The 26195-nt window shown below is 60.3% G+C and carries 27 protein-coding genes and 1 pseudogene; 3 read left to right on the top strand and 25 right to left on the bottom strand.

From position 1 onward, the window contains the following. Window positions 1-117: 117 nt before the first annotated feature. From FA04_RS29395 to FA04_RS29385, 3 genes are read right to left on the bottom strand one after another with little or no spacing between them, the layout of a single operon-like run. Window positions 118-1053 (bottom strand): alpha/beta hydrolase, encoded by a 936-nt coding sequence (locus FA04_RS29395; protein ID WP_034798619.1) that lies wholly within the window; start codon window positions 1051-1053, stop codon window positions 118-120. Next, on the bottom strand, window positions 1053-1937 hold the full coding sequence (locus FA04_RS29390; RefSeq protein WP_034798618.1) for an alpha/beta fold hydrolase: 885 nt from the start codon (window positions 1935-1937) through the stop codon (window positions 1053-1055). The genes FA04_RS29395 and FA04_RS29390 overlap by 1 nt, the downstream gene beginning before the upstream one ends. Then, entirely contained in the window at window positions 1930-3012 is a 1083-nt protein-coding gene (locus tag FA04_RS29385; protein ID WP_034798617.1) for a sugar phosphate isomerase/epimerase family protein, read from the bottom strand. Before FA04_RS29385 ends, FA04_RS29390 begins: the two co-directional genes overlap by 8 nt. A 96-nt stretch (window positions 3013-3108) precedes the next feature. Between FA04_RS29385 and FA04_RS29380 the strand changes: the two genes are divergently transcribed. Beyond that, window positions 3109-3705, top strand: a complete 597-nt coding sequence (locus FA04_RS29380) for a TetR/AcrR family transcriptional regulator (RefSeq protein WP_034798615.1) — start codon at window positions 3109-3111, stop codon at window positions 3703-3705. 139 nt (window positions 3706-3844) lie between these two features. Here FA04_RS29380 and FA04_RS29375 read toward each other — a convergent pair whose 3' ends face one another. The 22 genes and pseudogenes from FA04_RS29375 to FA04_RS34660 all read right to left on the bottom strand — a co-directional run bounded on the left by FA04_RS29375 (window position 3845) and on the right by FA04_RS34660 (window position 24835). Next, window positions 3845-4279 (bottom strand): hypothetical protein, encoded by a 435-nt coding sequence (locus FA04_RS29375; protein ID WP_034798614.1) that lies wholly within the window; start codon window positions 4277-4279, stop codon window positions 3845-3847. Window positions 4280-4431: 152 nt separating this feature from the next. Further along, on the bottom strand, window positions 4432-5529 hold the full coding sequence (locus tag FA04_RS29370; RefSeq protein WP_034798613.1) for an ABC transporter ATP-binding protein: 1098 nt from the start codon (window positions 5527-5529) through the stop codon (window positions 4432-4434). Window positions 5530-5570: 41 nt separating this feature from the next. Beyond that, a complete protein-coding gene (locus FA04_RS29365) occupies window positions 5571-6974 on the bottom strand; it encodes an NAD(P)/FAD-dependent oxidoreductase (protein WP_034798611.1) in 1404 nt (467 codons plus the stop codon). Beyond that, window positions 6971-7840: a PfkB family carbohydrate kinase gene (locus FA04_RS29360; RefSeq protein ID WP_034798610.1), complete on the bottom strand. Its 870-nt coding sequence runs from the start codon at window positions 7838-7840 to the stop codon at window positions 6971-6973. Before FA04_RS29360 ends, FA04_RS29365 begins: the two co-directional genes overlap by 4 nt. Beyond that, window positions 7837-8682 carry a sugar phosphate isomerase/epimerase family protein gene (locus FA04_RS29355; RefSeq protein WP_034798609.1) on the bottom strand — a complete coding sequence of 282 codons (846 nt, stop codon included), beginning with the start codon at window positions 8680-8682 and terminating at the stop codon, window positions 7837-7839. Before FA04_RS29355 ends, FA04_RS29360 begins: the two co-directional genes overlap by 4 nt. A gap of 9 nt (window positions 8683-8691) precedes the next feature. Then, window positions 8692-9552 carry a carbohydrate ABC transporter permease gene (locus tag FA04_RS29350; protein ID WP_034798608.1) on the bottom strand — a complete coding sequence of 287 codons (861 nt, stop codon included), beginning with the start codon at window positions 9550-9552 and terminating at the stop codon, window positions 8692-8694. Continuing rightward, window positions 9549-10514, bottom strand: a complete 966-nt coding sequence (locus FA04_RS29345; RefSeq protein WP_034798607.1) for a carbohydrate ABC transporter permease — start codon at window positions 10512-10514, stop codon at window positions 9549-9551. The genes FA04_RS29350 and FA04_RS29345 overlap by 4 nt, the downstream gene beginning before the upstream one ends. A gap of 13 nt (window positions 10515-10527) precedes the next feature. Then, window positions 10528-11853: an ABC transporter substrate-binding protein gene (locus FA04_RS29340; RefSeq protein ID WP_034798606.1), complete on the bottom strand. Its 1326-nt coding sequence runs from the start codon at window positions 11851-11853 to the stop codon at window positions 10528-10530. 82 nt (window positions 11854-11935) lie between these two features. Then, the gene (locus FA04_RS29335) at window positions 11936-12949 is read right to left on the bottom strand and encodes an SIS domain-containing protein (protein ID WP_034798605.1); all 1014 of its coding nucleotides are present in this window, start codon (window positions 12947-12949) and stop codon (window positions 11936-11938) included. 169 nt (window positions 12950-13118) lie between these two features. Then, window positions 13119-14141: a LacI family DNA-binding transcriptional regulator gene (locus tag FA04_RS29330; RefSeq protein WP_034798603.1), complete on the bottom strand. Its 1023-nt coding sequence runs from the start codon at window positions 14139-14141 to the stop codon at window positions 13119-13121. Window positions 14142-14248: 107 nt separating this feature from the next. Further along, complete coding sequence (locus FA04_RS29325) at window positions 14249-14980, bottom strand: GntR family transcriptional regulator (protein ID WP_034798602.1); 732 nt, start codon at window positions 14978-14980, stop codon at window positions 14249-14251. A gap of 346 nt (window positions 14981-15326) precedes the next feature. Continuing rightward, window positions 15327-16199: a DMT family transporter gene (locus FA04_RS29320; protein ID WP_234798872.1), complete on the bottom strand. Its 873-nt coding sequence runs from the start codon at window positions 16197-16199 to the stop codon at window positions 15327-15329. 7 nt (window positions 16200-16206) lie between these two features. Continuing rightward, a complete protein-coding gene (locus tag FA04_RS29315) occupies window positions 16207-17178 on the bottom strand; it encodes an amino acid ABC transporter permease (RefSeq protein ID WP_051659453.1) in 972 nt (323 codons plus the stop codon). Between the two features lie 29 nt (window positions 17179-17207). Beyond that, window positions 17208-18488 (bottom strand): NAD(P)/FAD-dependent oxidoreductase, encoded by a 1281-nt coding sequence (locus FA04_RS29310; protein WP_082936642.1) that lies wholly within the window; start codon window positions 18486-18488, stop codon window positions 17208-17210. A gap of 59 nt (window positions 18489-18547) precedes the next feature. Next, on the bottom strand, window positions 18548-19375 hold the full coding sequence (locus tag FA04_RS29305) for a transporter substrate-binding domain-containing protein (RefSeq protein ID WP_034798593.1): 828 nt from the start codon (window positions 19373-19375) through the stop codon (window positions 18548-18550). Between the two features lie 652 nt (window positions 19376-20027). Then, the gene (locus FA04_RS29300; protein ID WP_034798590.1) at window positions 20028-20447 is read right to left on the bottom strand and encodes a type II toxin-antitoxin system VapC family toxin; all 420 of its coding nucleotides are present in this window, start codon (window positions 20445-20447) and stop codon (window positions 20028-20030) included. Next, window positions 20444-20698 carry a FitA-like ribbon-helix-helix domain-containing protein gene (locus FA04_RS29295; RefSeq protein WP_034798588.1) on the bottom strand — a complete coding sequence of 85 codons (255 nt, stop codon included), beginning with the start codon at window positions 20696-20698 and terminating at the stop codon, window positions 20444-20446. Before FA04_RS29295 ends, FA04_RS29300 begins: the two co-directional genes overlap by 4 nt. Window positions 20699-20871: 173 nt before the next feature. Beyond that, window positions 20872-21045 (bottom strand): ATP-dependent DNA ligase, encoded by a 174-nt coding sequence (locus tag FA04_RS29290; RefSeq protein ID WP_371274027.1) that lies wholly within the window; start codon window positions 21043-21045, stop codon window positions 20872-20874. A gap of 167 nt (window positions 21046-21212) precedes the next feature. Continuing rightward, window positions 21213-21566 (bottom strand): response regulator, encoded by a 354-nt coding sequence (locus FA04_RS29285; protein ID WP_034798587.1) that lies wholly within the window; start codon window positions 21564-21566, stop codon window positions 21213-21215. A gap of 12 nt (window positions 21567-21578) precedes the next feature. Continuing rightward, the gene (locus FA04_RS29280) at window positions 21579-22577 is read right to left on the bottom strand and encodes a sensor histidine kinase (protein WP_335669431.1); all 999 of its coding nucleotides are present in this window, start codon (window positions 22575-22577) and stop codon (window positions 21579-21581) included. 1168 nt (window positions 22578-23745) lie between these two features. After that, window positions 23746-24154 (bottom strand): annotated as a pseudogene (locus FA04_RS29270) (GSU2403 family nucleotidyltransferase fold protein); the annotation flags it as partial. A gap of 453 nt (window positions 24155-24607) precedes the next feature. Further along, complete coding sequence (locus FA04_RS34660; protein WP_082936641.1) at window positions 24608-24835, bottom strand: helix-turn-helix domain-containing protein; 228 nt, start codon at window positions 24833-24835, stop codon at window positions 24608-24610. 146 nt (window positions 24836-24981) lie between these two features. Between FA04_RS34660 and FA04_RS29265 the strand changes: the two genes are divergently transcribed. Together FA04_RS29265 and FA04_RS29260 are read left to right on the top strand one after the other, a co-directional pair. Further along, on the top strand, window positions 24982-25665 hold the full coding sequence (locus tag FA04_RS29265) for a hypothetical protein (protein ID WP_082584643.1): 684 nt from the start codon (window positions 24982-24984) through the stop codon (window positions 25663-25665). Next, a complete protein-coding gene (locus FA04_RS29260; RefSeq protein ID WP_234798871.1) occupies window positions 25652-26182 on the top strand; it encodes a hypothetical protein in 531 nt (176 codons plus the stop codon). The genes FA04_RS29265 and FA04_RS29260 overlap by 14 nt, the downstream gene beginning before the upstream one ends. Window positions 26183-26195: the final 13 nt, after the last annotated feature.

Below are 26195 nucleotides of genomic sequence, written 5' to 3'. Positions count from 1 at the left end.
GAGTCTGGCCCGTCAATGCGCTCGACTGCCCGACCGCCTTCGCTCCGACGCAATGCCACCTGCCGCTGACGCTCCCGACAGTATTGACTAGCGCGTTCACCGTCACACCGCCTAGCCTTAGAATGCACCGAGCTTCAGACGCAGCTCTCTTCCCGCATTGGCGAATATCGCTTTCGCCGCCGGTGTGATGCCGAGCATATGGATGCAGGCATGGACCATTCCCTCGAGAACGATGAGCGTGGTTGGGACGCCGCATGCGTCAAGTTTGCGCGCGTAGGATTCGCCTTCGTTGCGCAAGGGATCATACTCGCTCACCATGATCGTCGCCGGTGGCAAACTGGAGAGATCGCCCCGAAGCGGGCCGGCATAGACTGGGGGCGTCGTCACTCGGTCACCGAGATAGGCGCCCCAACAGAACTTCATTGCATCGCGCGTCAGATAGTAACCGTCGGCAAACTCCTGATAGGAAGCGGTTTCCAAGTCGGTATCGACTGGCGGATACATGAGCAGTTGTTGCGCGATAGGCGGTCCACTGCGGTCGCGTGCGAGCATCGCGGTCGCGGCAGCCAGGTTGCCGCCGGCGCTGTCACCAGCGATGACAATCCTATTTCTGTCCACTCCCAGTCGTTCCGAATGGTCGGCGACAAAGCATAGGGCGCGATAGACATCGTCCAGAGCTGCCGGATAGGGATGTTCCGGAGCAAGGCGATATCCGACAGAAAACACAACGCAGCCGGTCGCATTGGCGAGCGCACGACACGGATTGTCATACGCGTCGAGCGATACCAGGCACCATCCCCCGGCATGGGCAAAAACCATAGCCGGAGGCTTGCCGCCCCATTTCGCTCCAGCGGGCCAGTAGGCCCGAACAGGAATTGAAACGTCCGGATCGTCGCCGGCCACAACGAGATCTTCGATCTGACTGACAGGCTCCGAGGGGCCTTGCATGGCGATCAGGGCTCGATCGGTCTCTGCGCGCATTTCATCAAGGGTGCAGGGTTGCGTGGCCGGTAGCCCCGCCAGAAACGTGGCGATGTTCGCATCGACAGGCATCAGGCTGCCCCCTCCAGAAAGAAGGGAACAACCTGTGCGATGAAATCGTCCGGGCATTCTTCCATTATGAAATGGCCACAATCGCGGACAATCTCGCCGCGCAGGTTGCTCGCATGTCGGCGCATCGTTTGCATAGGCGCGTCCACCGTCGCGTGCTCCGCACCTATAGCCAAGACCGGCATCGCCAACGGCCGGCTCGCCCGTACCTGGTTCTGACGGATGGTTTCGGGGATCGCCCGGTAATAGGAGAAGCCGGCCCGGATACCCCCTGGTGTCCCGTAGGCAGCTGCATAGACATCCGCTGCGACCCGGTCCCTGCGGTGAGACCACTTGTCGAACATGAAGCCGAGATATTCTTTCTCCCGTCCCGATGTGAGGAATTCCGGCAGATCCAGGACCTGATTGAACATGAAATGCCAGAGGAAGATGTTGTCCGAAGGGGGTACGAAGATTTGCGGCGCAGGCGCGAGACCGGGAATGACAGCTTCTGTCAGCGCGATGCGTTCCACGGCGTCCGGGTAGTCGCTCGCCAGCGCGTATCCGACCCACATGCCGACGTCATGTCCGGCGACACCGTAGCGGGTGTGACCAAGCGCAGTCATAAGCTGGTGCAGGAGACGCGCGACTGAGCCCGTGTCGTAGCCGTTTTCCGGTCTCGTGGAAAACCCGGTGCCGATGGGGTCGACGGCAATGGCTTGGAAGCCATTTTGCGCCAAGGCGACCATTACGTAGCGCCAGGCGTACCAGGTCTGTGGCCAGCCGGGGATCAGCAACACCGGCTTGCCCTCGCCCATCGTGGCGCAGTGGATTTTCTGCCCGTCGACGCGCACGTAGCGATGCGCGAAACCTTCGGACGCGTGGTCCGACACCAATAGATTAGCCATAGTGTTTTCCTGCGAAAGAGTTGGAGATGCCGAGGATCTTGTTCATTTGGCCGACGCTCAGCGGCGTTCCGGCGAAATCGTCGAAAATCTTATCCGTGACGCGGATCACGTGATCACGAATGAAGGCAGCGCCCTCGCGCGCTCCGTCTTCCTGGTTCTTCAGGCAGCATTCCCACTCCAACGTCGCCCAGCCCGAAAAATCATACTGGGCAAATTTCGAGAAGATCGAGCGGAAGTCGACCTGGCCATCGCCCAGCGAACGGAATCGGGCCGCACGGTTTACCCAGGACTGGTAGCCGCCATAGATGCCCTGGCGTCCGGTCGGGTTGAATTCAGCGTCCTTGACATGGAACATGCCGATGCGCTCGTGATAAATGTCGATGAAGTCGAGATACTTGAGCTGCTGCAAGACGAAGTGGCTGGGATCAAAGAGGATTTGGGCCCGCTGATGGCCACCGATGCGATCAAGAAACATCTCGAAACTGGCGCCGTCATGAAGGTCTTCGCTCGGGTGAAGTTCATAACATAGGTTGATCCCCTCTTCTTCGCAGTTGTCGAGAATGGGCTTCCAGCGGCTGGTCAGTTCGTCGAAGGCGGCATCGACCAAGCCTTCGGGACGCTGTGGAAACGGAAAGAAGTAGGGCCAGAGGAATGAGCCCGAAAACGTTCCCATCTCGGTCAGTCCAAGCCGCCGCGAGGCTTTCGCGGCCAACTTGATTTGCTGCAGAGCCCATTCGCTCCTGGCAGCGGCGTTTCCACGAAGCTCCTCAGGAGCGAACGCATCGCACATCGCATCGTACGCCGGGTGGACAGCGACAAGCTGTCCAAGGATATGCGTGGTCAGTTCGCTGACCTGCAAGCCGTGCTCGGCAAGCGTGCCTTTGATCTCGTCGCAGTAAGCTTGGCTCTCTGCCGCCTTGGCGATGTCGATCAGGCGTTGGTCCCAGGCAGGTATCTGAAGGGCGGCAAAGCCCATTCCGCTCGCCCATTCCGCAATTGATTTTAGCGTGTTGAAGGGCGGATTGGCATCGCTGAATTGAGCGAGATGGAGGCTTGGGCCTTTTATGGTTTTCACTGGATGGCCTTTCTTTGTTGATCGACAAAGAATTGGCAGCCTTGCATCTCCGCGTCAAGCGAATTATTTGTCGATCGACAAACATAGGAGCGCGACGTGGCAGGTAGACCCAGAGAGTTTGACAGGGACGTGGCGCTGAAGAGAGCCCGGGATCTGTTTTGGGCGCGCGGGTTCGAAGGTGTTTCCATGACCGATCTGGTGGATGGCCTTGGCATCGCCTCCGCGCGGATTTATGCCGCTTTCGGCTCCAAGGAGGCCTTGTTTCGGGAAGCTATCGAACACTACGAGACGAATGAGGGCGGCTTTGCCGAGCGAGCCATGCTCGAGAACAGCGACGTCCGCTCAGTTCTGGAAGTCATGTTCCGGGCGGCAGTGGCGCTCTATACCGACGGACTGAAGGGATGCATGGTCGTATCGGCGGCGACGAATTGCACGCAGCAGAACGAGGCGATCAGAGACTGGCTGGCCGAGCATCGGAAGGCGCGAACGCAATCGATCATTGACCGCCTGATCGCGGGGAAACGATCGGGGGAGATCCCGGCACATGTCGATGAAATTGCCATAGGCGATTGCTGCGCAACCTTGCTGCACGGGCTTTCGGTTCAAGCACGCGATGGAGTTGAACCGCGTCGTCTTCATGCCATGGTCGACGCTTTTCTCATCGGTTTCGATTCAATGGTCAGCGCGCGTTGAATGCACCGTGGTCGCGGCCCCGCAGGTTGAGTTCAGACAAGTCCGCACCGACGGCAGACGCAGCGACAGTTGCAAGAACGAAGAGAAGCGATCGGTAAGACGGTTTGGACAACGCATCCTTGCAGGTTGGGCCGCCCGTTCAGCGATCGGCCTTTCGCGGCCTAACCTGATGGTGCTTGTGCGGCTGCGATTTTTCCAAGCATTTCTTGGCACGTACCAATGCCAGCGGCATTTCCGTTTCTTGGAAAACCTCGCGCGCCTCTTGCAAAAGCTGAATGGCAGATCCGTAAGATCTGACGTTGGCATGGATCGTTGGGACGTCTTGTAGCGTGGCCGCATAGTCATTCGGCACGCGCCGCATCACGTCGATAACCTCTTCAAAGAGATGGATTGCATTGCTCGCCACCTCTCGCACGCGCTCTGTAATTTCGCCACCATCCTCCACGAGCAGGTAGTGAAACAAATCGGAGACTGCGCGGGCGACGTTTGCACTCGCTCGCGCCCACAATAACTCATTGTCCTCTCTTTTGCGCACCTGAAGCACATCACCCCAAGCCGTTGCTGCCGCACGCAAGAGTCTGTTCCTGTCGATTGTCGGTGATGCATATGCCAGTCAGCCAAGCGCAGACGCGAGATTGTTGTTGCAGGCGGCCCAGAGATCGGGATCGCCTGACTGCCTGATCCCGGCAAGAGCCTCCCGAACTGATGGCTGCAAGATCGGTTCACCTAGCTTCGAACGGCTCTTCCCGCAGTGTCGAAGATGTGGATATCCCGGCGGCGCGCGGTGAAATTAACGCTCTGCGTGCGTGAAAATGCACTCTCCCCATCGACCTTGACCAAAAACTTTTCACGGGCGCCGTTCAGGTCCAGATAGAGTATTTGCACCTCGCCGAGATGCTCCACGAGATCGACGGTTCCGGCAAATGTCGGATCCGTCCCATGACTGTCGCCTATCCGTATGTTTTCCGGGCGAATGCCGACGCTGATCGCCTCGCCCCTTGAAAGGCTGCCACGTTCTGCCTCAATATCAAGGACCACACCGCAGTCAAGCTGGCAGCGTGCCGATGTCGCGGAACGGCCCACGACCTTACCTTTAAGGATGTTCATTGCCGGTGAGCCGATGAATTGCGCGACGAAGAGGTTCGCCGGCTTGCGGTAGAGATCGGTCGGCGTGCCGACCTGCTCGATGTTGCCGTCCTTGAAGACGACGATACGGTCCGCCAGCGTCAGCGCCTCGACCTGGTCGTGGGTGACGTAGATCATCGTTACTTCCGGCATGCTCTGCTTCAACTTGGCGATCTCAATGCGGGTGGCGACGCGCAGCGCGGCATCCAGATTGGACAGGGGCTCATCAAATAGAAAGACCCGCGGATTTCGCACAATGGCACGCCCGATCGCCACGCGCTGCCGTTGCCCGCCGGAAAGCGCCTTCGGGTGGCGTTGTAGGTACTCGTCGAGCTGGAGTATTTCGCCCGCCTTTCGCACCCGCATATCGATCTCCGCCTTCGGCGTTCCGGTGATACGCAGTCCGAAGGCCATGTTCTCGTAGACGGTCATATGCGGGTAAAGCGCATAGGACTGGAACACCATGGAGATGCCGCGCTTGGAGGGCGCGACGGCATTCATTCGCTCGCCATTGATGACGAGGTCGCCTGACGTGATTGTCTCAAGGCCGGCAATCGAGCGCAGCAGAGTGGATTTCCCGCACCCAGACGGGCCGACGAAGACGATGAACTCGCCCGACCTCATCTCAAGGTCTATGCCGTGCAGGACTTCGAGATCACCATAAGCCTTGCGAATGTTTCTCAGCGATAAATCGGCCATCGTTCCCGTTCCGTTATTTGCAATTGCAAGACAGCGCGCCGTCAGGGCGCGAGCCCGGCCAGGAACCGCGTGACCGGACCCGGCTTTCTGTTGATGATCTCGAGATCGTTCTTGCGCCGGATGGCATGCCGCACGACGCGCGCGCCGAGATAGCGCAGCGGCTCGGGCGGAAGCCGCGTGCGCTTTTCAATGCCAACCAACCCACACCGGCTCCAGGCGTCGTCACGCCCGAGCACAAGGCTTGCCATGATGCGGCCGGCGACGGGCGTTTGCGCGATGCCCGTACCGTTAAAGCCCATCGCGTAAAAGATGTTCGCGTGGTCCTTCAGATGGCCGAAGACCGGCAGGTGCTGCGCCGTGCAATCGATCGGGCCGCTCCAGTCGTAAAGGACAGGCACATGCTTCAACTCAGGATACACCCGGTGCATCTCGCGGATATTGTCGGCGCCGCCGTCGCCGCTCCGATTGAAGCGGGCGTCAATGCGGTCGGCATAGGCGATGCCCCCCGTGCCCCGGCCGAAGACGACGGTGCCCTCGGGCGTGCGCTGGTAGTAGAGCACATGCTGCTGCGCATCGCAGATCGAGGCGCCGTCCGTCCAGCCGATCTGCTCCAGGACATCGCGCGCCGGCGCCGTCGCGATGACCTGGCTGCTAACCACGTAGAGATAGGCATGCAATTCCGCGATGGCCGAAAGCCAGGCATTTGCGGCGAGCACCACCTTGCCGGCGGAAAGCACGCCGCATGCTGTGCGCAGTTGCGGCGTGGAACCGGGCACGATTTCGAGAACCGGGCTCTGCTCATGGATGATGATCCCCCTTTCGAGGGCGAGCCGTCGCAGGCCGAGGGCGAGCTTTGCGGGCTGCACGGTTCCCGCCCTCTCCTCGATGATGCCCACATAGGAGACGTCCGAGCCGGTGCGGCGCAGGATATCGGCGCGCTGGAGCGGATGCAGGCGGTCCTCGGCGAGCGTCCGGCTGAGGTCGCGGGCCGCAGCCCAGGCCCCCTCCTGCGCGGTCGAACTTGCCGTCCACAGCCAGCCGTCGAGTCTCAGATCCATGTCGATGGCACCGGAGGCCTGCAGGCCATTAAGCTCCTCGATGGCGTCGGCGGTCGCCCGGCACAGCATGAGCGCGTCATCCTCGCCGACAAGCGCGCGCAGCATGTCGATTTCGGCAAACCAGCTATGGACCTGGCCGCCGTTGCGACCGGAAGCTCCGGAACCGCAGAAATCCGCTTCGAGCACGGAGACACGCGTTTCGGGCGCTTGTTCCTTGATCCTCAGCGCAGTCCACAGGCCGGCATAGCCACCGCCGACGATCGCGACGTCGCAATCCGCGCTGCCCTTGAGGGGCGGCGTGACGGCATCCGCCGCAATGCTCTGCAGCCAGAAGGAACGATCGCCCTTCGGTGCCGCGACGGGCGGCCTCATCGTGATGGTGTTCATGTTCCCGCCCTCTCGGTGCTGCCGATGACATCGTCATATTTCTTAAGCAGCCATTCCGGGATTGGCCGGATGGGCTGCGGGAAGCCGCCGAGATGGGTGCAGGTCTCGGATGCTCTTTCGGCGGCGCTGTCGAGCGCGGCCTGTCCGGACAGGTCTGCGAAGAACCGCGACATGATGAAGGTCGCGATGAAGCTGTCCCCTGCACCGCAGGTATCGACGACCGTGACCGGCACAGAACCCGCCGCGAACACCGTCGAACCATCATGATAGAAGGATCCCCGCCTGCCGCAGGTGACGACGACCTCTCGTGCGCCCGCGGCCCTGAACCGCGCGATCAGCGGCTCGACCGGCTTGGTCGGATCGTCCGGACCGGAGGCGAAGACAAGCGGCACGCCATCGAGCGAAAGGTCGAAATGCCGTGTGGAAATGTCGATGCTGAAGGGAATGCCATCGGCGACGAGCCGGCGGATGAGCCTTTCGCTGGAATTTGTGCCGAGATGCAACCAGTCGGCTTGCCGCAACGCCTCGTAGCGATCAGCATTTGGAACATAATCCTCGCCCACTCCGAGCGACTCGAGAAGGAAACGTCGCTCGCCGGCATCGTCCGTCAGCAGCGTCACAGCAGACGCGCCGGGACGGATTTCGACATCGTTGCGATCAAGCCCCGCCTCCGCGATGGCGGCAAGCATGATATCGCCTTCCGCATCCGGGCCCAGCGCACCGAAATAGCGGGCATTCAACCCCTGTTGCCGCCATTGGACGGCGACATTGAGGGCATTGCCGCCCACGGTGACGAACCCTTTGCTCAGATAGGCATCGAGGCAATTGTCGCCGACGGCGATCAGGTTGGGATTGGCCTTCGTCATTCTGTGTCCGTTTCATCGAGATGGGGTGCAATGGCTTCGAGGCATCGCCGCCAGGCGGAAACGGGGTCGAGCGCATAGGAGCCGTTGCCGAAAGGTTCGAAAGTCAGCGTGCCGGCGAAACCGTGCCTGCCAAGCTGCCCGATATAGTCGTCGAGCGGCAGGTTGCCGTCGCCCCAGGCAAGATGCCCCGCTGGCGTTCCATCCACGACATGCACATGCGCGATGCGCTTGCCGAAGCGCGCGAAATAGTCGCCGACGCTGTCTTCTGCCGTCGCCATGGCGACGAGGTCGAGAACGATATCGATATCGTCACCGTCGAGCGCGCGCCAGAAGCTCTCAAGCGCATCGGCATTGGTGACGATGTTGCTTTCGAGGCGCTGCAGCGGCTCCAGCAGGCAGGAGACGCCAAGCGCGCACGCATGGGCGGCGATCCGGTTGATCGACTGGATCGAATTGGCCCAGGCGGTTTGTCGGCTTTCGCACTCGAAGCCGCGGCCCGGCGTCAGGAAGAGATATTGCGCTCCCAGCTCCGCGCAGACATCGGCGGCCTGCATGAAACGCTCGACGCTGGCCTCGCGGTAGGCGCTGTCGCCGGAGGCGATGTTGATCGGATAAAGAACCTGCTCTGGCGTGAAGCAACGTACGGCCAATCCGTTGTCGCCGAGGATCGCCTTCACCTCCGCAAGCCGTGCGCGGTTGTCGTGGAAGAGATCGAGATGCGGGGCGATGCCCCAGAGCTCCATCTGCTGAAGGCCCATGGCGCTGAGCTTTTCGGCTGTCCAGCGGAAGGAATGGTGCTGAAAGGAGAAGTTCGCACCGATGAGCTGGTTTCGTTTCAACATGTGCCCGCCCTATTTTCCGATGCCTTCGGCCAGCCCGCGGATGAAGAAGCGCTGGGCGGCGAAGAAGGTGATGACGATGGGAAGTGCGGAGAGCGTCATGGCGGCGAAGACGACGGCATAGTTGGTTCCGTGCTTTGCCATGATGGAGGTGAGGCCGACGGGCAGCGTCTGCAAATCCGCGCCGCTGGTGAAGATCATCGCGAAGAGATACTCGTTCCAGGCGAAGAGCACATGCAGGATGACGCAGGACACCAGGATCGGCTTGCACAGCGGCAGCGTCACCTTCCGGAAAATCTGCCCTTCGCTGGCACCGTCCATGGTGGCGGCCTCGTCGAGATCCCGCGGCAGCCCGAGCATGTAGGCGCGGATCAGGAAGGTCGTGAAGGGAATGCGGAAGGCGGTATAGAGGATGATCAGCGCCCAATAGGTGTTATAGAGGCCAAGGCCCTGCATCATGCGCACGAGTGGGATGACCGCGACCGTCGGGCTTAGCATGAGGCCACCGAGCACGATGCCGACGAAAAACGGCTTTCCGGGCAATTTCGAACGCGTGAGGCCATAGGCTGTCCAGGCGCTGACCAGCACCGTGCAGACGGCCGATCCGAGCGTGACGATGACGCTTGTCGCGATGTAATTCCGGATGCCCTGGTTCCAGGCCGAGATATAGTTTGCGATGCTGAAGCCGCTCGGCAGCGCGAAGGGGTTGCCGAAGATTTCGGCATTGGTCTTGAAGCCGTTCATCGCCATCCAGAACAGCGGATAGAGCACGACGAAGCCGAGACTGATCAGGAAGGTAACGAGGCAGGTCTTCGCCAGCACGGCGGCGAAGTCGGTGCGCTCGGTTTCCCGCGGTTGATAGGTGACGCTCACAGATCGACCCTCCGTCTCTTGGTGTACCAGAGCTGCGCGAAGCCGGTGATCAGCGTGATGACGAAGATAACCGTTGCGATGGCCGCGCCATAACCGAAGTCGTTTTCGATGAAACCCTGCTGGTAAAGCCATGTGCCGAGCACCTGGCTGCTGTTGTTCGGCCCACCGCCGGTCATCACCATGACCTCGTTGAAGACCTGGAACGCACCGGTGATCGTGACGATTACCATCAGGCCGGTCATTTCGCGGGTGAGCGGAAAGGTGATGTTCCATAGGCGCCGCCAAGTCCCTGCCCCGTCCATGATCGCCGCGTCGTAGAGTTCGCGCGGGATCTTCTGGATCGCGATAGCGAACAGCAGAGTCGAATAACCGAAACCCTGCCACTGGCTCATGGCGATGATAGCGTAGATCGCGGTGCCCTCCTCGCCGAGCCAGGCGCGCGACCACTCCGCAAGCCCGAGCTGCGTCAGCGCCGAATCCATTAGGCCGATATCGGGCTGGTAGATGAAATAGAATAGAAGGCCGGTGACGGTGATCGAGATGGCCGAGGGTATGAAATAGACGGCGCGCCAGAACCGGCGCCATCTCTCATCAGCAAGCCCCTCGATGAGGGCCGCCAGCACGAACGCGCCGAAAACCTGGAAAATGACGGAGATGACGGCATAGAGCGTGTTGTTGACGATCGCCGTCCAGACGACCGGGTCGCCCTGCAGGCGGCGGTAATTGTCCAGTCCTATAAAAGCGGTCTCGCCTGTGAAGATGTCCTGGTTCTTCGTGCTCACGACGAAATTGTCGATGATGGGATAATAGACAAACCACAGGATCAGGACGAACGCGACCAGCACCCAGCGAAACGACAGGATCCCGGCCAGCGGGCCGAACCGATGGCTTTGCGCCCGGTCCGGCCCGGCGAAGCCGATTTTGACGGCTTCACCATTCTGCTCGTGCTTCATGACAGTCATCCTGGGCCGATCCTTACTTGGACGAAGTCGCTGCTTCCTTGACCCGTTCCATGACCTCTTCGGGTGTCATGGAGCCGCCGATCAGCGCCTGGAGACCGGAGAACCAGGCGGCCGCAACGCGCGGCGGATTGGCGGTATCGAGCCAGGGCATCAGATAGGAGGCGTCGGCGATCACCTTGAGGCCGTCGACCACGGCCGGGTTCATGGCGTCTACCGAATATCCGCCGACCGTCGCGCTCGGCTGGCCATAAGGCGGCGCGGAGAGAACCTTGCCGTTTTCGGCCGAGGTGACGAACCTCATGAAATCGATCGCAAGCGGAATGTTCTTGGAAGCCGCATTGATCATGTAGCCTTCCGGCGCGCCTTCGACCGCCTTGGGGTCTCCCTTGGCATCCTTCGGCACCGGCAGCTTGAAGAAGCCGAAATCTTCCCGTTTCAGCGCACCGTCCGCGGTCGACTGGTCGAACTCGATGATTTCCTGATAGTACATGGCGGACTTGCCGTTGCTGAACTGCTGCAAGGCCGAGGCGTAGGATGAGCCGTTCGTGCCTGAACCATTAGAGCATTCGTCGATGAGCTGCTTGAACTGTGTGAGGCTGGCGACATAACCGGGATCGGCAAATTCGGCCGTAGCAGGGATGAAATCCTTTTCGAGCGTGGCCTGCGGCACGTTGTAGGCTAGCAGCTGCCCGGCATAGTGCACGCCCGGCCAGCCTTCCTTGTTGCCGAAGGAGATCGGCGTGACGCCGGATTTCTTCAGGGCGGCGCAGGCGCCGAGCAGCTCCTCGAAGGACTTGGGCTCAGCGACACCCGCCTTTTCGAACAGGCTCTCGTTGTAGCCCATGAACTTGGCGTCGAGATAAAGCGGAATGCCGTAAAGCTTGCCATTGTACTGGAAGGCGGAGACGGCAGCGGTCGCGAGCGACTTGCCCCATTCGGTATCCGGACCGATGACCGGGGTCAGATCGACGGCGCGGTTGCCGCGCACGAAATTCTCACCCCAGCTGCCCGTCCAGGTGAAATAGACGTCGGGCAGCGAATTGGAGGCCACGAGCGCCTTCGTCTTGCCCTTCACGCTGTCGTCGCTCTCCTGGATGAGGTCGACCTTCACGCCGGGGTGGAGCTTTTCATAGTCCCGGGCGGCATCGACGAAGAAGGGAGAAAGCTGCTGCAGACCGAATTTCGTCAGCACGCTGACCGTGCCGGAATAGTCGACCGTCGCATTGGGATCGGCGACGACCGGCTCCGCGCCAGATGCAGCAGCGACGCTGCCGATGACGAAGGCGGCAGCAGCGATCGACCCGAGGCTCGTCGTGCTCAAGAACGGATTGGCTTTCATTTCGCAGTTCCTCTCTGTTGTTGTTTCTTTGGGACATGCAAGGTCGGGGAACGGTCCGGCGTCGCCGCCGGACCGGAAAACCTCAATATTCGACGCGCTTGTAGTAGCGGCGCGTGGTCAGCGGATGGTCGCGCAGCACCTCCAGATGCGCGCTCAAGCGCTCCAGCATGGTCGCCAGGACAATCGGCGAGATGAGACTGCGCGTCCTGGCCGAGACGCCCGGAAGGTCGGCGGCAGCCGCATCGAGAACGCGCACCTTGTCGGTGTAGCGCTTGGCGAAGTTCTCCACGCGGTCCGTCAATGGGCGGAAGGCATCCTCGCCCTTGAAGATGAAGAGGCTGACACCCGGTTCCACCAGTTCCAGCGTGCCGTGGAAGAAGTCGGATGCCTGCACGGGGCGCGTGCGGATCCACTGCATTTCCTCCAGAATGCACATGCCGTAGTAGTGCGCTTCCGGCCAGACGGAACCGGCGCCGGTGAAGATGTGGTAGGTTTCGTCCTTGATTTCCCGGGCGAGCGCGGCGGCCTCGGCCTCGTAGCCCTCCTTCACCGAAACCAATAGCTCCGGCAACAGCGCCAGTTCGCCGACCGTCGCGTCGAAATCGGCGTATTCGCCGCGCTCGGCCAGCAGCGCGAGCACGATGAGCAGGGTCTGGAGGTAGAAGGATTCCGAGGACGTATCGTCTTCGGCGAAATTGGTGAAGTTGTAGTCGGCGTCGCGGCCGAGCGGCGTGTCCTTGTGCCCGGTGAGCGACAGCGTCTTCACCCCGCGCTCCTTAAGGAAGGCGAGAAGCTGCACGCTTTCCTTGGTCGTGCCCGACAGCGAGGGCAGCACGACCAGCGCCTTCTCGTTGAGGCCCGCCGGGGGCTCCAGCACGACCTGCGCCGAATAGGCGGCCGAAACCGGGAATACCGTCAAAGCGCGCGCAAGCTCGATGGCCGGCTGGGTTAGGAACTGCACGCCGCCGGTCCCCATGAAGAAAATGCGTTCCAGACCGTCGTCGAGCAGACCGCGCATCAGGGCGCGCATGTCGTCGGCGATTGCGACTGCACCGCTTTGTATCGTCACAAAGCGATCTCTATCGAAGTTGAGCATTTGTACCTTCCCGTTTTGCGCTGCGCGAAATCGCCTTTGAAGCGAGGTGGCGTCCCAACGCGAATAAACTTTGAGACGATGTGAGATCGATCTCACATATATTTAGCGCACAAGACTTTCGCGCTGGCAAGTGGGCGTCTCGAATTTTTTGAGGCGGGGTTTGCGGCGCTCAGACGCCGCCGCGGCGGCTCACCGAGCCGCGAACTATCAGCTTGGTTTCAAAGCGAATTTTGCGCGGCGGCTCGTCTTTGCCAGTGAGCCTTTCGAACAGCACCCGAGCAGCCGTGCGGCCAATCTCGGAGACGGGCTGCGAAACGACGGTAATCTGCGGATCGGTGAAAGTCGCCAGATTGAAGTCGTCGAAACCGATGAGCGAGACGTCGTGCGGGATGGAAACCCCCATTGATCGAAAGGCCAGGAGCGCGCCCTGCGTCATCAGGCTGTCGACGGTGAAAAGCGACGTCGGCGGTGTCTTCTGGCTGAAGAGCCGTATGGTCGCATCGACCGCGTGCTCCACGGTGGATTGCGACACGGCGACCATACGGTCGTCGGCCGCGATCCCGGCCGCGGCGAGCGCCGACCTATAGCCGCTCCTGCGCTCGCGTGAGGTAAAGATACGCATGTCGTCCTGCAACAGGCCGATGCGGGTATGGCCCATGCCGATCAGGTATTCGACGGCCTTGCGGGCGCCGCCCTCGTTGTCGACGACGACGCTGTCGCAATCGACGCCCTCTGCGACACGGTCGATCAGCACCAGCGGCACGTTCTCGTCGACCAGACCCTGGAGGTGGGCGTTGTTGCCCTCCGAGGTCGGCGCGACGATGAAGCCGCGGATGCTTAGTGACCGGAGGCTCGCCAGAAGGGAAATTTCCTGCGCCAACTCCTCCTCGCTGCTGCCGATGATGAGATTGTGCCCGAACTCGCGGGCGAGGACCTCGATATCGTGCGCGATGCGGGCGAAGAACGGGTTCTGGATATCGCCGAGGATGCAACCGACGATCGGCAATTGCCCGCTACGCAGCGCCTGCGCGAGGCGGTTGCCGCGATAGCCCAGCTTTTCCGCGGCCGCCTGGATCTTTTGGGCGGTTTCGTCGCCGACATATCCGTAACTGTTGAGAGCCCGGGCGGCCGTCGCGCGCGACACATTGGCCAGCGCCGCCACATCCTTCAAAGTCGCCGGTTTCTGAACCATGTCACCTCCAATCGTACGAGCAGGACGCTTCGCGATCCCTTGTAGCTTCGGATAGCACGCTCGCCTAGTCATGCGCGTGACGCACGGTTCCTGCCCCTACAGCGACATCATTTACGAACGAGGCTGAAGGAGAAATGGCTGCCGCGATGGTAGTCGATGGCGTAGTTCACCGGCGCGCCGGCGGCGTTGAAACAAGTTTCGGTGATGAGAAGCGCTGGGCCGAAGTCCTTCAGACCATGACGCTCGACAATGTCGTCCGGCAGCATGACAGCGGAAACGCTGGCCGCCGACATGCGCGGGCGGTTGCCGTATTCCTCCATGAGCTGCATCAGCGAGCCGCTCCAGTCGATGTCGTAGAGGCGCCCTTCAATGAGGCTGCGCGGCATGTAGTCGATGCAGTAGAGGATCGGCTCGTCCTCGTGCAGGCGGATGCGCTCGATACGGATCACACGGTCCGCCGGGCCAAGCCTTAGGCTCTCGGCGACGCACGCGTCCGGCGCCTCCTCGGAGATCGAAAGTACCTTGTTGACCGTCCGGTAGCCGTAGTGCCGCGCCATGTCCGTAACGCTCTCGAAGACGGTGATCGGTCGATCGACCTGCACGGCTGAGAGCGCCGAGACGAACCGGCCACGGCCATGCTCGACATTGATCACATCGTCCTGTTCGAGCAGTTTCAGCGCCTCGCGCAGCGCCGGCCGAGAAATCTTAAACCGCTGCGTCAGCTGTGCTTCGGTCGGCAACCTGTCGCCCGGCCTCAGCCCTTTATCTTTGATAAGATCGGCGATCCGGTCCCGGAGCTGGACAGCGAGGGTGCGTGAATCGCGAAGGGGCTCCTCCACCGGCGTGCCTCGTCATTGATTGTCGTTGCAACTTCCTTGTCTGACAAATCCGGGATGGTCAAGTGTAGGGCGTATGCAGAAACCGTGCGAGAGGTTGCACTTCCAGCCGCTCCAAGGATCGCCTTGACTGGCAACATCCACAATGTCCGTTGTCTTACAACTTTTTAATCCATGGCAATGAAGACATGTCCCTGCTGAACTTCGACGAACAGTAATCCCTGCGCATCCAGTCGGGCGTCTCGCCCTGCAGAAGCGGATCGACACGGTGATCGCCTCCTGCCTTTCGGCGGGCGCAAAAAGCATCTTCTTGCCCTGCACAGCCGCAGGAAACTCGCTGCCCTCAAGCTTATTTCAGGACAAGCCATCCGGACAGGATGATGATCGCCGCGCCCAGCAGCGTGTACAGCTCTAACGGCGTTGCGAAGAGGAAGATGCCGTAGAAGCAGCCCCAGATGATTTGACTGTACTGGAACGGCGCAACGACCGAAGCCTCGCCAACACGGAAAGCGCGCACCAGCAACGCATGTCCGCCCAGCATCAAGGCACCGCCCGCGACTGATAAGCCAAGATCGGTAAGGCGGAGCGGTTCTGGCTCGCCCGAAACAGCCGCAACCGCGAAGGCGACAGGCGTCATAACGACGAGCAGGCTGGCAACCAGCGCTTCATCCGTTTCCGTCACCTTCGCCCGGCGCAGCAGGATTAACGAGAGCGCAAAAAGCACGGCAGATCCAAAGGCGGCGAGATGGCCGAGATTGAGCGGCGCGACGCCCGGTTTCAGCGCCACGACGACGCCGGCAAAGCCGATCAGTACACCGGCCCAGCCGATGCGCGACAGCCGCTCCTTGAGGAAGACGAAGCTCAGCATCGCCACCAGGATCGGCGTGAGGAAGGCGATAAGATAGGCTTCCGCAAGCGGCAACTTGGCGAAGGCATAGTGGATCAGCAGCGTATCGAACGCCAGCAGCAGCGCTCGCCAGAAGGCGAGCGACGGTTGGCGTGGGATGAGGCGGCGAAGACGGCCGGTTGCGAGTGCATGGACCAAGAGCAGAAGGAGAGCTGCAATGGTGACGAAAAAGGTCACCTGCGGCGCAGGCATCGTTCCCGCCATGATCTTGACGATCGCATCGGTTGCGGAGAACATAAAGAAGGCGGCGAGCACGAGCAGCGCGCCCCGACGGTTCGACGACGGCACGACCGGAGTGCCGTCGCTGTCTGCCACGGATGCCTCAGCGGACATTGAAGCGGCCAAACCGTTCCTCGATGCGGGACTGGGCATATTCCAGGCAAATCGAAAGGGTCCAGTAGATCATGGAGGCGGTGATCAGCATCTCGATATGTCGGAATTCCGTCTGGCCTTGGGTGCGGGCGAGATACATGATTTCCCAAACGCCTACGACAGATACCAGCGAGGAATCCTTCAGCATTGCGATAAATTGGTTGCCAGTCGGCGGGATGATGACCCGCATGGCCTGGGGCAAGATGACCAGCATCATCGTCTGCGCCGGAGTGAGACCGAGCGCGGTCGCGCCCTCCGTCTGACCGCGATTGATGCTCTGGATGCCGGCGCGAAAAATTTCCGTCATGTAGGCGCCGTAACACAGCGAGAGCGCGAGAATGCCAGCCGGTACGGCGCCGATCACGTAACCCACCTGCGGTAGGCCGAGATAGATGATGTAAATTTGCATGAGCAGCGGCAGTCCGCGGAAAAGCGACGTATAGAACGTTGCAAGCCCGTAGATCACGCCATTGTTGGAGAGTTTCGCGATGGCGCCGGCCAGCGCGATGATGGTGGCGATGACGATCGAAATCGCCGAAATGAAGAGCGTCGTCGTCACGCCCTGCGTGATGAGGAAGCCGATCTTCTTGGCGATGAAGGCGAAGGAAAGATCGAAGGAGTAGAAGAACAGCATCAGGAGCGCGAACAGCTCGAGCCAGACGGCGACGATCTGCTGGCGGCGTGACAGCTGGCGCAGCGCCTGCCAGTTGGCGGCGACGATGAGCGCGATCAGCACCGACGAGACGACGCGGCTGATCGCTGGGTTCTCCTTCAGCCAGTCTGTCAAGGACGGCAGAACATGGCCGATCCAGGCGGAACTGACCCCGAGGGAGTAAAGGATCGCCACGACGATCGCAAGGATTAGCAGGCCGCCTGCCCTGCGCGACGCTTCGGGATAGGTGAGTATCAGTCGACCAATCATATTCCGCCCCATTTTATTGTAGAAGCTGTTTAAGCCGCACGCTCGCGCCACCAGTCCTGCGCCTGAAGTTTCCAGTAGGTGAGCTGTGCCACCGCAAGCCCCGCCAGGCCGCCGGCCCAGACGAGACCGAAAGGTTGGTAAAGCTTGTAACGTTCGCTTGTCCCCAAAATGCCCTCGGCAATGACCTTGCCGCCGATCGCCGTGGTATTGAGGCCGTGACCGCCAAAGGCCGTGCAGTACCAGATGCCTGGGCTCATACGTCCGATCTGAGGCATCAGGTGCCGGGCATAGGACATGAGGCCTGACCAGGCGAGCTCCGTCTTGAGTCCGGCAAGTTGCGGATAGGTATCGACCATTTCGGCCCGCAGTTCCTTGACGAGGCCTGCGGTCGAGGCAGCACGCGTGGTGATACGCCCGCCCCAGAGGATCCGGCGGCCTCCGTCGACGAGGCGGTAGTAGTCACCGGCCCGGCGGTTGTCGCCGATGGCGTGCTTCGTGGCGATCGCCGTGGCGATCAGCTCCGGCGCCTCCTCGCTGACCATCACATAGGTGGCAATCGGCAGATAGGAACGCTTTAACTTGCCATTCAGCGAACCGGTATAACCACCCGTCGTGAAGACGACGTCAGGGGCCTTCACCTCGCCCCGTGCAGTTTTCACACGTTTTTCGGAACCGGAAGAAACCACCGAAGTCGCCGGCGACTGCTCGCAGATGCGCCCCCCAAGCCGCTCGATCTCCGCCGCGATGCCACGTAGATAGTTAAGCGGGTGCATATGGAAGGCAGTCGGATTGCGCAATGCCTGGAAGTAACGGTCGGATTTGAGCACAGCACGCACGGCGTCTCGGTCCATGTATTCGAGCTCGTAGCCGTATTCGCGACTTATCTCGTCGGCATAGGCCTTGAGGCTCGCGCCATCGTCGTAACGCAGAACGCTCATGATGCCCGGTTCTGGCTTCGCATTATCGATGCCGAGCGTCTTGATGTTCTCGCGGATGAATTCCATGCCTTCGACGGAGAGGAGGTGCAGCTTGCGGGCCGCATCCTTGCCCGTGACCCGGGCAATGTCGTCGCCGCCGGTCGCATAACCGGGGCTGACGAACCCACCATTGCGGCCGGACGCTCCGAAGCCGACGCTCTCAGCCTCCAGCACCGTGACGCGCTTGCCGGCGCGAGCAAGCTGCAGCGCCGTCGAAAGGCCGGCAAGACCGCCGCCGACGATGACCGCGTCACATTCGACCGTACCCGAAAGGACTGGTCGCGCCGTCCGGTCCGCCATCGTTCGTTTATAGTAGGTGTCTGGATAAGTCATCGGCATGCGCCCCCCTTCGAATGGAAGGGTGCGGGCGAAAAGGCCCGCACCGGTGTTTATCAGTCGGCGCTGTAGTCCTTGCCATACCACTTGGTGGTGAGCTGGCCGAGCGTGCCGTCCTTCTTCATCTCTTCGACGATACCACCGACCTTGGCCGTCCAGTCCGGGTCGACCTTCTCGCCGATAACGACCAGCGGCTCACGGAAGGCATATTCGCCTTCGAGAACCTTGACCGGATAGCCATTCTTGATGGCATTCATCGCGGTCTGCTCGGGTGCGATTACCGCATCGAGGCGAACGCCAGCCCCGAGGCGAAGGTCGTCGAAGGGCAGCATGGAATCGGCGAATGTACGGACCTCACCCGGCTCCAGTTTGTATTCGATCGGCGGCAGGCCCGGAGCGTCGATTTCCAGCTTCCGGTTGATGAAGTCTTCCGAGGTCGTCGCCGTTTCGACGCCGATCACCTTGCCGTTGAGGTCGGTGACGGACTTGGCGTCGCTGTCCTTGTGCACGACGTACACATAAGGGCTGTAGTAATAGATGCCGACGAAATCGATCACTTGGGCGCGTGCCTTGGTGGGCGTCACGGAACCGACACCGAGGTCGTAACGGCCCTGCCAGCGACCGCCCGTGAGCGTCGCCCAGTCCGGCGTCTCGAAGCTCACCTCGACGCCCAGACGCTTGGCGATCTCGCGCGACACGTCGATGTCGAAGCCGACCATCTCGTTGCTGTCATCGAGATAGCTCTGGGGCGGCCAGCCGCTGTTGGTGGCGACGACCATCGCCTTCTTTTCCATGACGCGATCCAACGTCTCGCCAGCATGGGCCAATACGGCGGCAGCGACAAAGGCAACACCTACAGTCAGTCGCATGAAGAGCTTTTTCATGTGGTCCTCCTTGTGATCCGTCAGTTTGGATCCCCGTTTATGTAAGATGTCTGACAACGAAAGAGTCTCAACAGCTGCTGCCGCGAGTCAAGTGTCCACTGTTACCGATTCATGAAAGAACGAGATCAATACATGTCTCGTAGATATGAACTGGCCGATCGAGCGATCGGCCAGTTCATATCTAACCGTTTACTACCTCCCCACGATCTTTAAGATGCGCGAAGCAAAACCGCTCCCGAAACGCGATCGAGATCGAAGAGCTTTGCTTCCATAAAGGGGAGCGTTGATTATCATGCCATCTTAGGCTCGGGAGCCCTCAGGCGATCAGCGGTAGACTGAGCATGCTGGCAACGGCAACGATCAGCGCAGAATGGGTGCCCGATAAAAGTCGAAATCGCCCGCCAGCAGCAGGTCCACCAAGCCTGTCAGAACCAGCACCAATCCTGCAACGATTGCCGCGTTGCGGGTCCTATCTGCGTCAGCAAGGCGCGCCGCGCCGCGCCGCGCCGAAACCGTCTGCCCCGCTGATCCCAAGACGCAACAACGCAAATCCATATGCGAGAAAAATAATAGCAAGCACGAGGTCGATCGGCGGGTGCCAAACTTGTCCCGGTGGCCGAGGTTTGAACCCGAGACCGGCCCCATGGCGGGTCTATAGGTGGTTCCAAGGATTGACGACGGGGACTCCTGCCGCCTCAAAGGGACTTGTATCGCGGGTCGCGATTGTAAATCCCTTGGAGGCTGCAATAGCCGCAATGTATCCATCAGGCGTCTGGAATCCCTTCCCCACTGCTCGCGGGGTTGCCGTAAGGTCCGCATAGTGCCGAGCCGCCGCAGTGTCGAATGACAACACGCGATCGTCGAACAGTTCGAGCAGGCCATCAAGCGTGTCGGCCAACGCCTTTTTGCGCCGGCCCTCCGGTAGCGCGGCGATGCCAAACAGCAGTTCCGCCAGCGTTACACTGGACAAAAACAAGGTTTCGGCTACCTGGTCATTCAACCAATTGCGCACGGCCAAATCCGGGGCCGGCTTCATCGCCTCCGAGACGACATTCGTGTCCAGGACGATCATTCAAACCTCATCGGCTCCGCCGGCGCTTTGTCTTGCATCTGGTCGAACACTTCAAAATCATCATTGGTCAAGCCAAGCCGCCCGCTCAACTCAGCCAAGGCATCGCCGATGCGAATACGCTGTTCGGGCTTTACCGCACGTTCCAGAATCTCGCGGACTTCCGCCTCTGTGCTGCGGCCGTGATTTGCCGCCCGGACGCGCAAAGCCCGGTGCACTTCATCAGGTACATTTCGTACTGTCAGGATAGCCATAGTCAGACCCTCGCAGGCGCCTTCATTGACTGCAATATAGTTCCGATGCAGTCAATCTGCAAGTTTAACGGGGTCGACTGTCAACGTGTAGACAGCGATGTAGGGTGTGCGCGGAATTACCAACTCCCGAGTTCCCTGACGGCACGCTGCAGCAGCCCGAAATCCGATCGGCCTTAATCATCGAGAACGACAGCCTCGCCATCAAGGATTATGGAAGCGTGCCCGAGTTCGCGCGCCTCGGCGACGATCAAGTCGAACTTCTTGGTCCAGTCGTAGCCGCCGCGGGTAATCGCCCTCACCCCGCCCGGCTCGACATGGACGGCAAGCCGGTACCCGTCCCACTTCACCTCAATAGTCCCCGGAATGGAGCCTATTGGCACTACGCCGACCTCAGGGCGCGCTCTGCCCGGACGCGGCCGTTTTTTCTTTAGCGATTCTTGCCTAGGGCGGCTGGAGAGTTTCGGCCATGGCGCTGAACGAGCCGGCTAATCTGTTGAAGTACAAGCAGCATAATTCAGTGAACGTGTCGCTCCAACGCTTTGAGCAGATCGCGCTCATCCGCCGGCTTCCCGACGTTCGGCGCCCCCGCCAGCACCTCACCCGCGACATCCTCCGGCTTGTCATAGGCGCTTGCAACGATGAACGGTATATTGCGTGCCCGAAGGGCCTCCGCAACCAGAGTCACTAATCCATCTTTTAGTGTCACATCGAGAAGTGCGACGGAGGGAAGGCTATCATCCAGGAGGCTTAGGGCTTCGCGCACTGTGGCTGCAGGCCCGATCACAGTCCAGCCGCGCCGTTCAAGCAGCATTTGCAGGTCGATGGCGATGAGGAACTCGTCCTCGACGAGGAGTATAGTTTTGGTCATGGCCAGTCTCGGTCAGAGACCGGTTACAAGGGTGCAGCGATCTCGACCACCAAACCCGTTGGCGCGTAGTTCAGTTCCACCCGCCCCCCCAGTTCTTTCTCGACGGTGAATTCTATCAGTGCCAAACCCCGTCCTGGCTGGTGGCTTGAACCGGGGGCCATCACTTTCTCGCCAAATCAATCGGAGATGCGCTGGGCTTCTTGCCTCAGTGTTCCATTGTATCTCGATTTTTCCCGTTGCCGTGGACAATGCGCCATACTTGACAGCATTGGTCGCGAGTTCGTGAAGGATCAGGCTCAGCGACACGACCTGGTTGGGTTTCAGCAGCACCCTCTCACCCGTTCTAATCGTGATCGCCGAGGCGCCCTCCGAATAGGGATCGAGCGTTCGCTTGAGGACTTCACTCAGGTCGGCTTGGCCTACTTGCATGTAAGCGGCATCGTGGGCTCTCACGAGCGTGCTGAACCGACCGAGGAAGGCGTCTCTGTATTCCTCACCCGACCGCCCGTCCGTCGTCGTCTGCCGAGCGAGCGCCTGAACCAGGGCGAGCAAGTTTTTCATCCGATGTCGGAGCTCTCCCAGCAGCACATCTTTTTCGGCCTCGCGCTGGCGTCGCTCAGTGGCGTCGACGATCGAAAGTACCACAAATCGGCTGTTGTCATCGGGATGAACGAGACGGTGCGCGCTGACCAACATGTTCTTATGCCCGATGCCAGGAAAATCGTGCTCAACCTCATAGTCCACGACCGCCGAGCTCTTCGGGATTACTTCCTCAAGTAGCCGACGCAGTTCGGGAATGTCCCACTGCCCGTCGCCCAAATCGTAGACGTATTTGTCGATCGTTTCGTCCCGGTCGACTTTGAAGGTCGAATAGAACGATCGGTTCGCGGTACTCACGCGGAGGTTTTGATCAAGCAAGAGCAGCGGATCGGTAACAGTGTCGACCATGCCCAGCGCTTTAAGATGGCCGTTTCGCAACGAACGATAGAGATCTTCGAGATTCGTAACCATTCCGATACGCCCCAGTGTGTCCACCCGAAATCTACACCCAACAACGAGTTGGCGCTTTCCTTGATCCAAACCTGTCCGCGCGGGCTATCCCTTGCCAACGAACCGACCCTGCGACTGGCGGTGCGCTGGGGCCATTCCTTTTCCAGGGAGAGGCTATGACGAGACCCGAGAGGGCTACGTCTGGTGATATAGACGAGGAGGATGCAGCGCTCGATGAACTTGAACGGATTGTAGAGGTACGGCGACCGTGATGAAGCTGCAGACTATCAGATATCTGTGGTCAATCGGCAGATACCGGAAGAGCGCCTCCGAGGTGTCTTGTGGGGAGGCTACGGAACCGTTTCCAAAGGCTGCAGTTTGTAGTCTGCTCCCAGGTATTCCTTGCCATGCGGAGCGAGAGGAGTTGGCCCCCCGATGCTCCAGGGGGCCAATTCTTTCTATGCGGTGCTGTCCCCACTTGCATATGGGCACTATGAGGTGTGTCCGGACTTTGTTCTGATAACTCCCAGCGTCAACCTATCGGGGGCCGTAGGGCTCGGCCATGGGGTACGGCGCGACGTCTACGAGGAGAAAATCAAGCTGGGAAGGAACCAAATTCAACCTCGGAGATTGTATAGGTGGGCTGGCGTGTTCCATCCTGCCGGCCCGGCAGAAGCACGACACTCATGGCCCCTTAGTCGCCTTTCGGGGCCATTTTTTCTGAATGCGGGAACCATTCCCATCTGTCGGCGTTTTCCCTTCGTCCTGACCCGTTTCCCCAATCGAGCAGGCACAGAGCTTCACAATGTCCCCAGTGAAGTCTCTTCGATAAGCGCCTCGGGCCTCGCCGTCTCCGTACGACGAGGCCTTCAATTTTTTCGCCTCCACGATTCCTTTCGGCCACGGCGGGTCACGTCATAGCCTCCCTCAGATCCCACCGACGACCTTACATGACTGAGAATGACCGCCGCCAGATGAAAGCCACTGAAGTCCCGGCATTCGTCGACGATGTGATCGAGGCCGGGTGCAACATCTGCGCCGTAGGACAAGAGAGCTACGTCATCGGGGATATTGACGAGCAGGAGGCCGGCGACCGAGATTTAATCAGGTTGGAGATTGTAGATTACCTCTGGTCGATCGGCCGATACATGAGGCTACCTCCGAGGTTACGCGGCACTAGTGGCCAACGAAGACCGGCGTAGCATTGGAATGCCACCGTTCCGGTCAGCACGCCACGCAATCGGAATAGGCCCCCGTTCGCCAACGCTCAACGACGTCGCCTGACATCTTGTCGGGCGCGATCATCCCTCCTTCACGCGTGAGGGTGCTAACGATGCGGCGCCGAGCGCGGAGATCATCCCTCTGAGCTTGAAAGTCTGCGACGCGTTGTGAAATCTCGGGGTCCTCTGCGGGGCCAACATATCGCCGTGCCCTTCCGCCACGCCCATCAGGGATGTCGAAATACCAGTATCGGCGCGCCTTTCCGTCACGGGCGTGAAGTGGCCCTCAGGTGGAAAGTCGGCTGTCCATGCGGCGTCGAGCGATCTCTGACCGAGCTCGGCAAGCATCGTCTGGTACATCAGGTCATTGGTTTTCATGGTTATACCCTTTCAGTGAAAAGGTATAACGCCGGGGCGATCGCGCTGATCGCAGGTGTTGTGGCTCGATCGAAGAGCCCTCGCGGAGTGGTTCATCGGCATTCTCCACCCAAAGCGGGGCCTTCCCGCCGATCAAATCGCCGCCCGCGGCCAATTGCTTGACCGGATAGCCGCGTTGGCTCAGGGGTGAGGCACACGATCTAGGCCTGCGATGCCATCGATGTAATCGCCGATACCTCTATCGGTTGCGAAACAGACGTCGGATGCGCCAGGCCGAGCCGGACGCGAATAACCGAAAAAGATCCGGATTGTGGGGTTCCAAAGCCATCAGGGTTTCGCTCAGCGCCGGGGCTCCATGTCGAGGATGGCCACTGAGATAGGAAGCCTCCAGGCGCGTACAAGGTCCTCTCGAGCAAGGTTGCCTTGATCTCGGAGGTGAGAACCGAGGAAGCCTCAACCGTCTGGTAGGTCAGATCCTTTTGGCTTGGAAAATCGCACGCCGACGCCGCCACCATTTTCCGGGATGAACTCTAACCCAGCGGCTTCGAACGCGATGCGGATCGCCTCCAATGTCGCGGCATACCCCGGGCGGCCAGCCTCAATCCGCGTGACGGTCGCCGCCGTAATGCTGGCGCGATTTGCTAAATCACGAACACCCCATTTCAATGCAGCTCGCGCCATGCGGATTTGATCGGGGGTCAACATTATAACCTTGACATAATCTTTGTATGATTCAAACTCTCTGCGACGGTATAAAACGGCCACGCACGGTGCTTGCGACACCCTGCGTGGCCTGACCGCAATTCAAGCTATAGGGAGCTCGGATCATGGCTGATTCTGAGATTAGCAGAACTTTGCCTGCAATCACGCGTGGAAAAGATAATCCCCCAAATGGCACTGCCGAACGCCTACCACGTCTCATCGACCGCCGAAACCTTCTCCCAGTCGCCGCACGTTGGCTGAGCGCACGCATCGATGAAGCGCGCGTCCTGCCGAGAGAGAGTGGCCCAACACCTGTCAGAGAGATGTGGCCGCGATGGTACGCGTATCATCAGCAGCGCCTCCGGGCGACGCACCTCAGACAAAAGCTTGAAACCGAACTACTGAAAGCGACCGGGGGCATTCCGACGGTCGAGCTATCGATACCTGGGACCGATCAGCTCACCTCGGTTCGCTCTTTTGCCGACATCAATCGACTGACCCCCGAGCTGGATACCGAGCAACTGTCTGAGGCACGGGTTGAGCTTCGCCGGCGTCGCAAGCAATGGAGAGAAACGGATCAGCGTCTCGGATACAGTGATGCCGTCACCCGCGAACAGGAGCTCGCACATAAAGCGGGCATAGCCGGGCGCGTAATGCGGATCACAGCGCCATCTTCGCTGATCGAAGTCACCGCCAAGCTCCATTGCCTGATTGTCATGCACGATCCGGGACGGAAGCTCGAACTTACACCCTGGCCAGAGCTACGCAGACTGTTGAAAGATCTCATGCGCATCGGTGAACGAGGCTGAGAGCGCTGGCCTCTCGGTCGGTTCCACCGGCAAGTTTCCAACAAAAGTCATCAAGAATTTCGACCAGCCTTGGAGGACGATCTCGATGGACCCTGCGTATCCGGGCCAGGAGCCAAGCGTTTGCGACACATTGGCACTGGCAGCGCAGTATAGAGACGCGGCCGTGAAGCTTGGTGCCATCTCGCCAAAACTCGCGCATCTTCCGGTTCACCTTCTGGCTCTGCATTCGGTTGAACTCTACCTGGATGCGCTCCTGCTTGCCAAAGGCCTCGACCACAAGACGATCCGCGGCTTTCAACACGATCTTGGCGAGCAGTCCAGGGTAGCCATTGATGCTGGGCTCGTGCTGCGCAAACGCACGGCGGCCCACTTGGCAACGCTCTCCTCCACCAGAGAGTACGACGCCGTCAGGTATGGCCCAAGGCAGGCTTTCAAGCTCTCCCAGGTGAACCGGGTGATGGCGACACTCGACGAAGTCTCGCAGAAGGTGCGAAGGGTGTTGCGGCCCGTCCCGTAATCAAGGGCTGGGT

The sequence above is a fragment of the Ensifer adhaerens genome (genome assembly GCF_000697965.2).
GTDB classification, from domain to species: domain Bacteria; phylum Pseudomonadota; class Alphaproteobacteria; order Rhizobiales; family Rhizobiaceae; genus Ensifer; species Ensifer adhaerens.
This window is presented reverse-complemented; position numbering and strand designations above follow the sequence as displayed.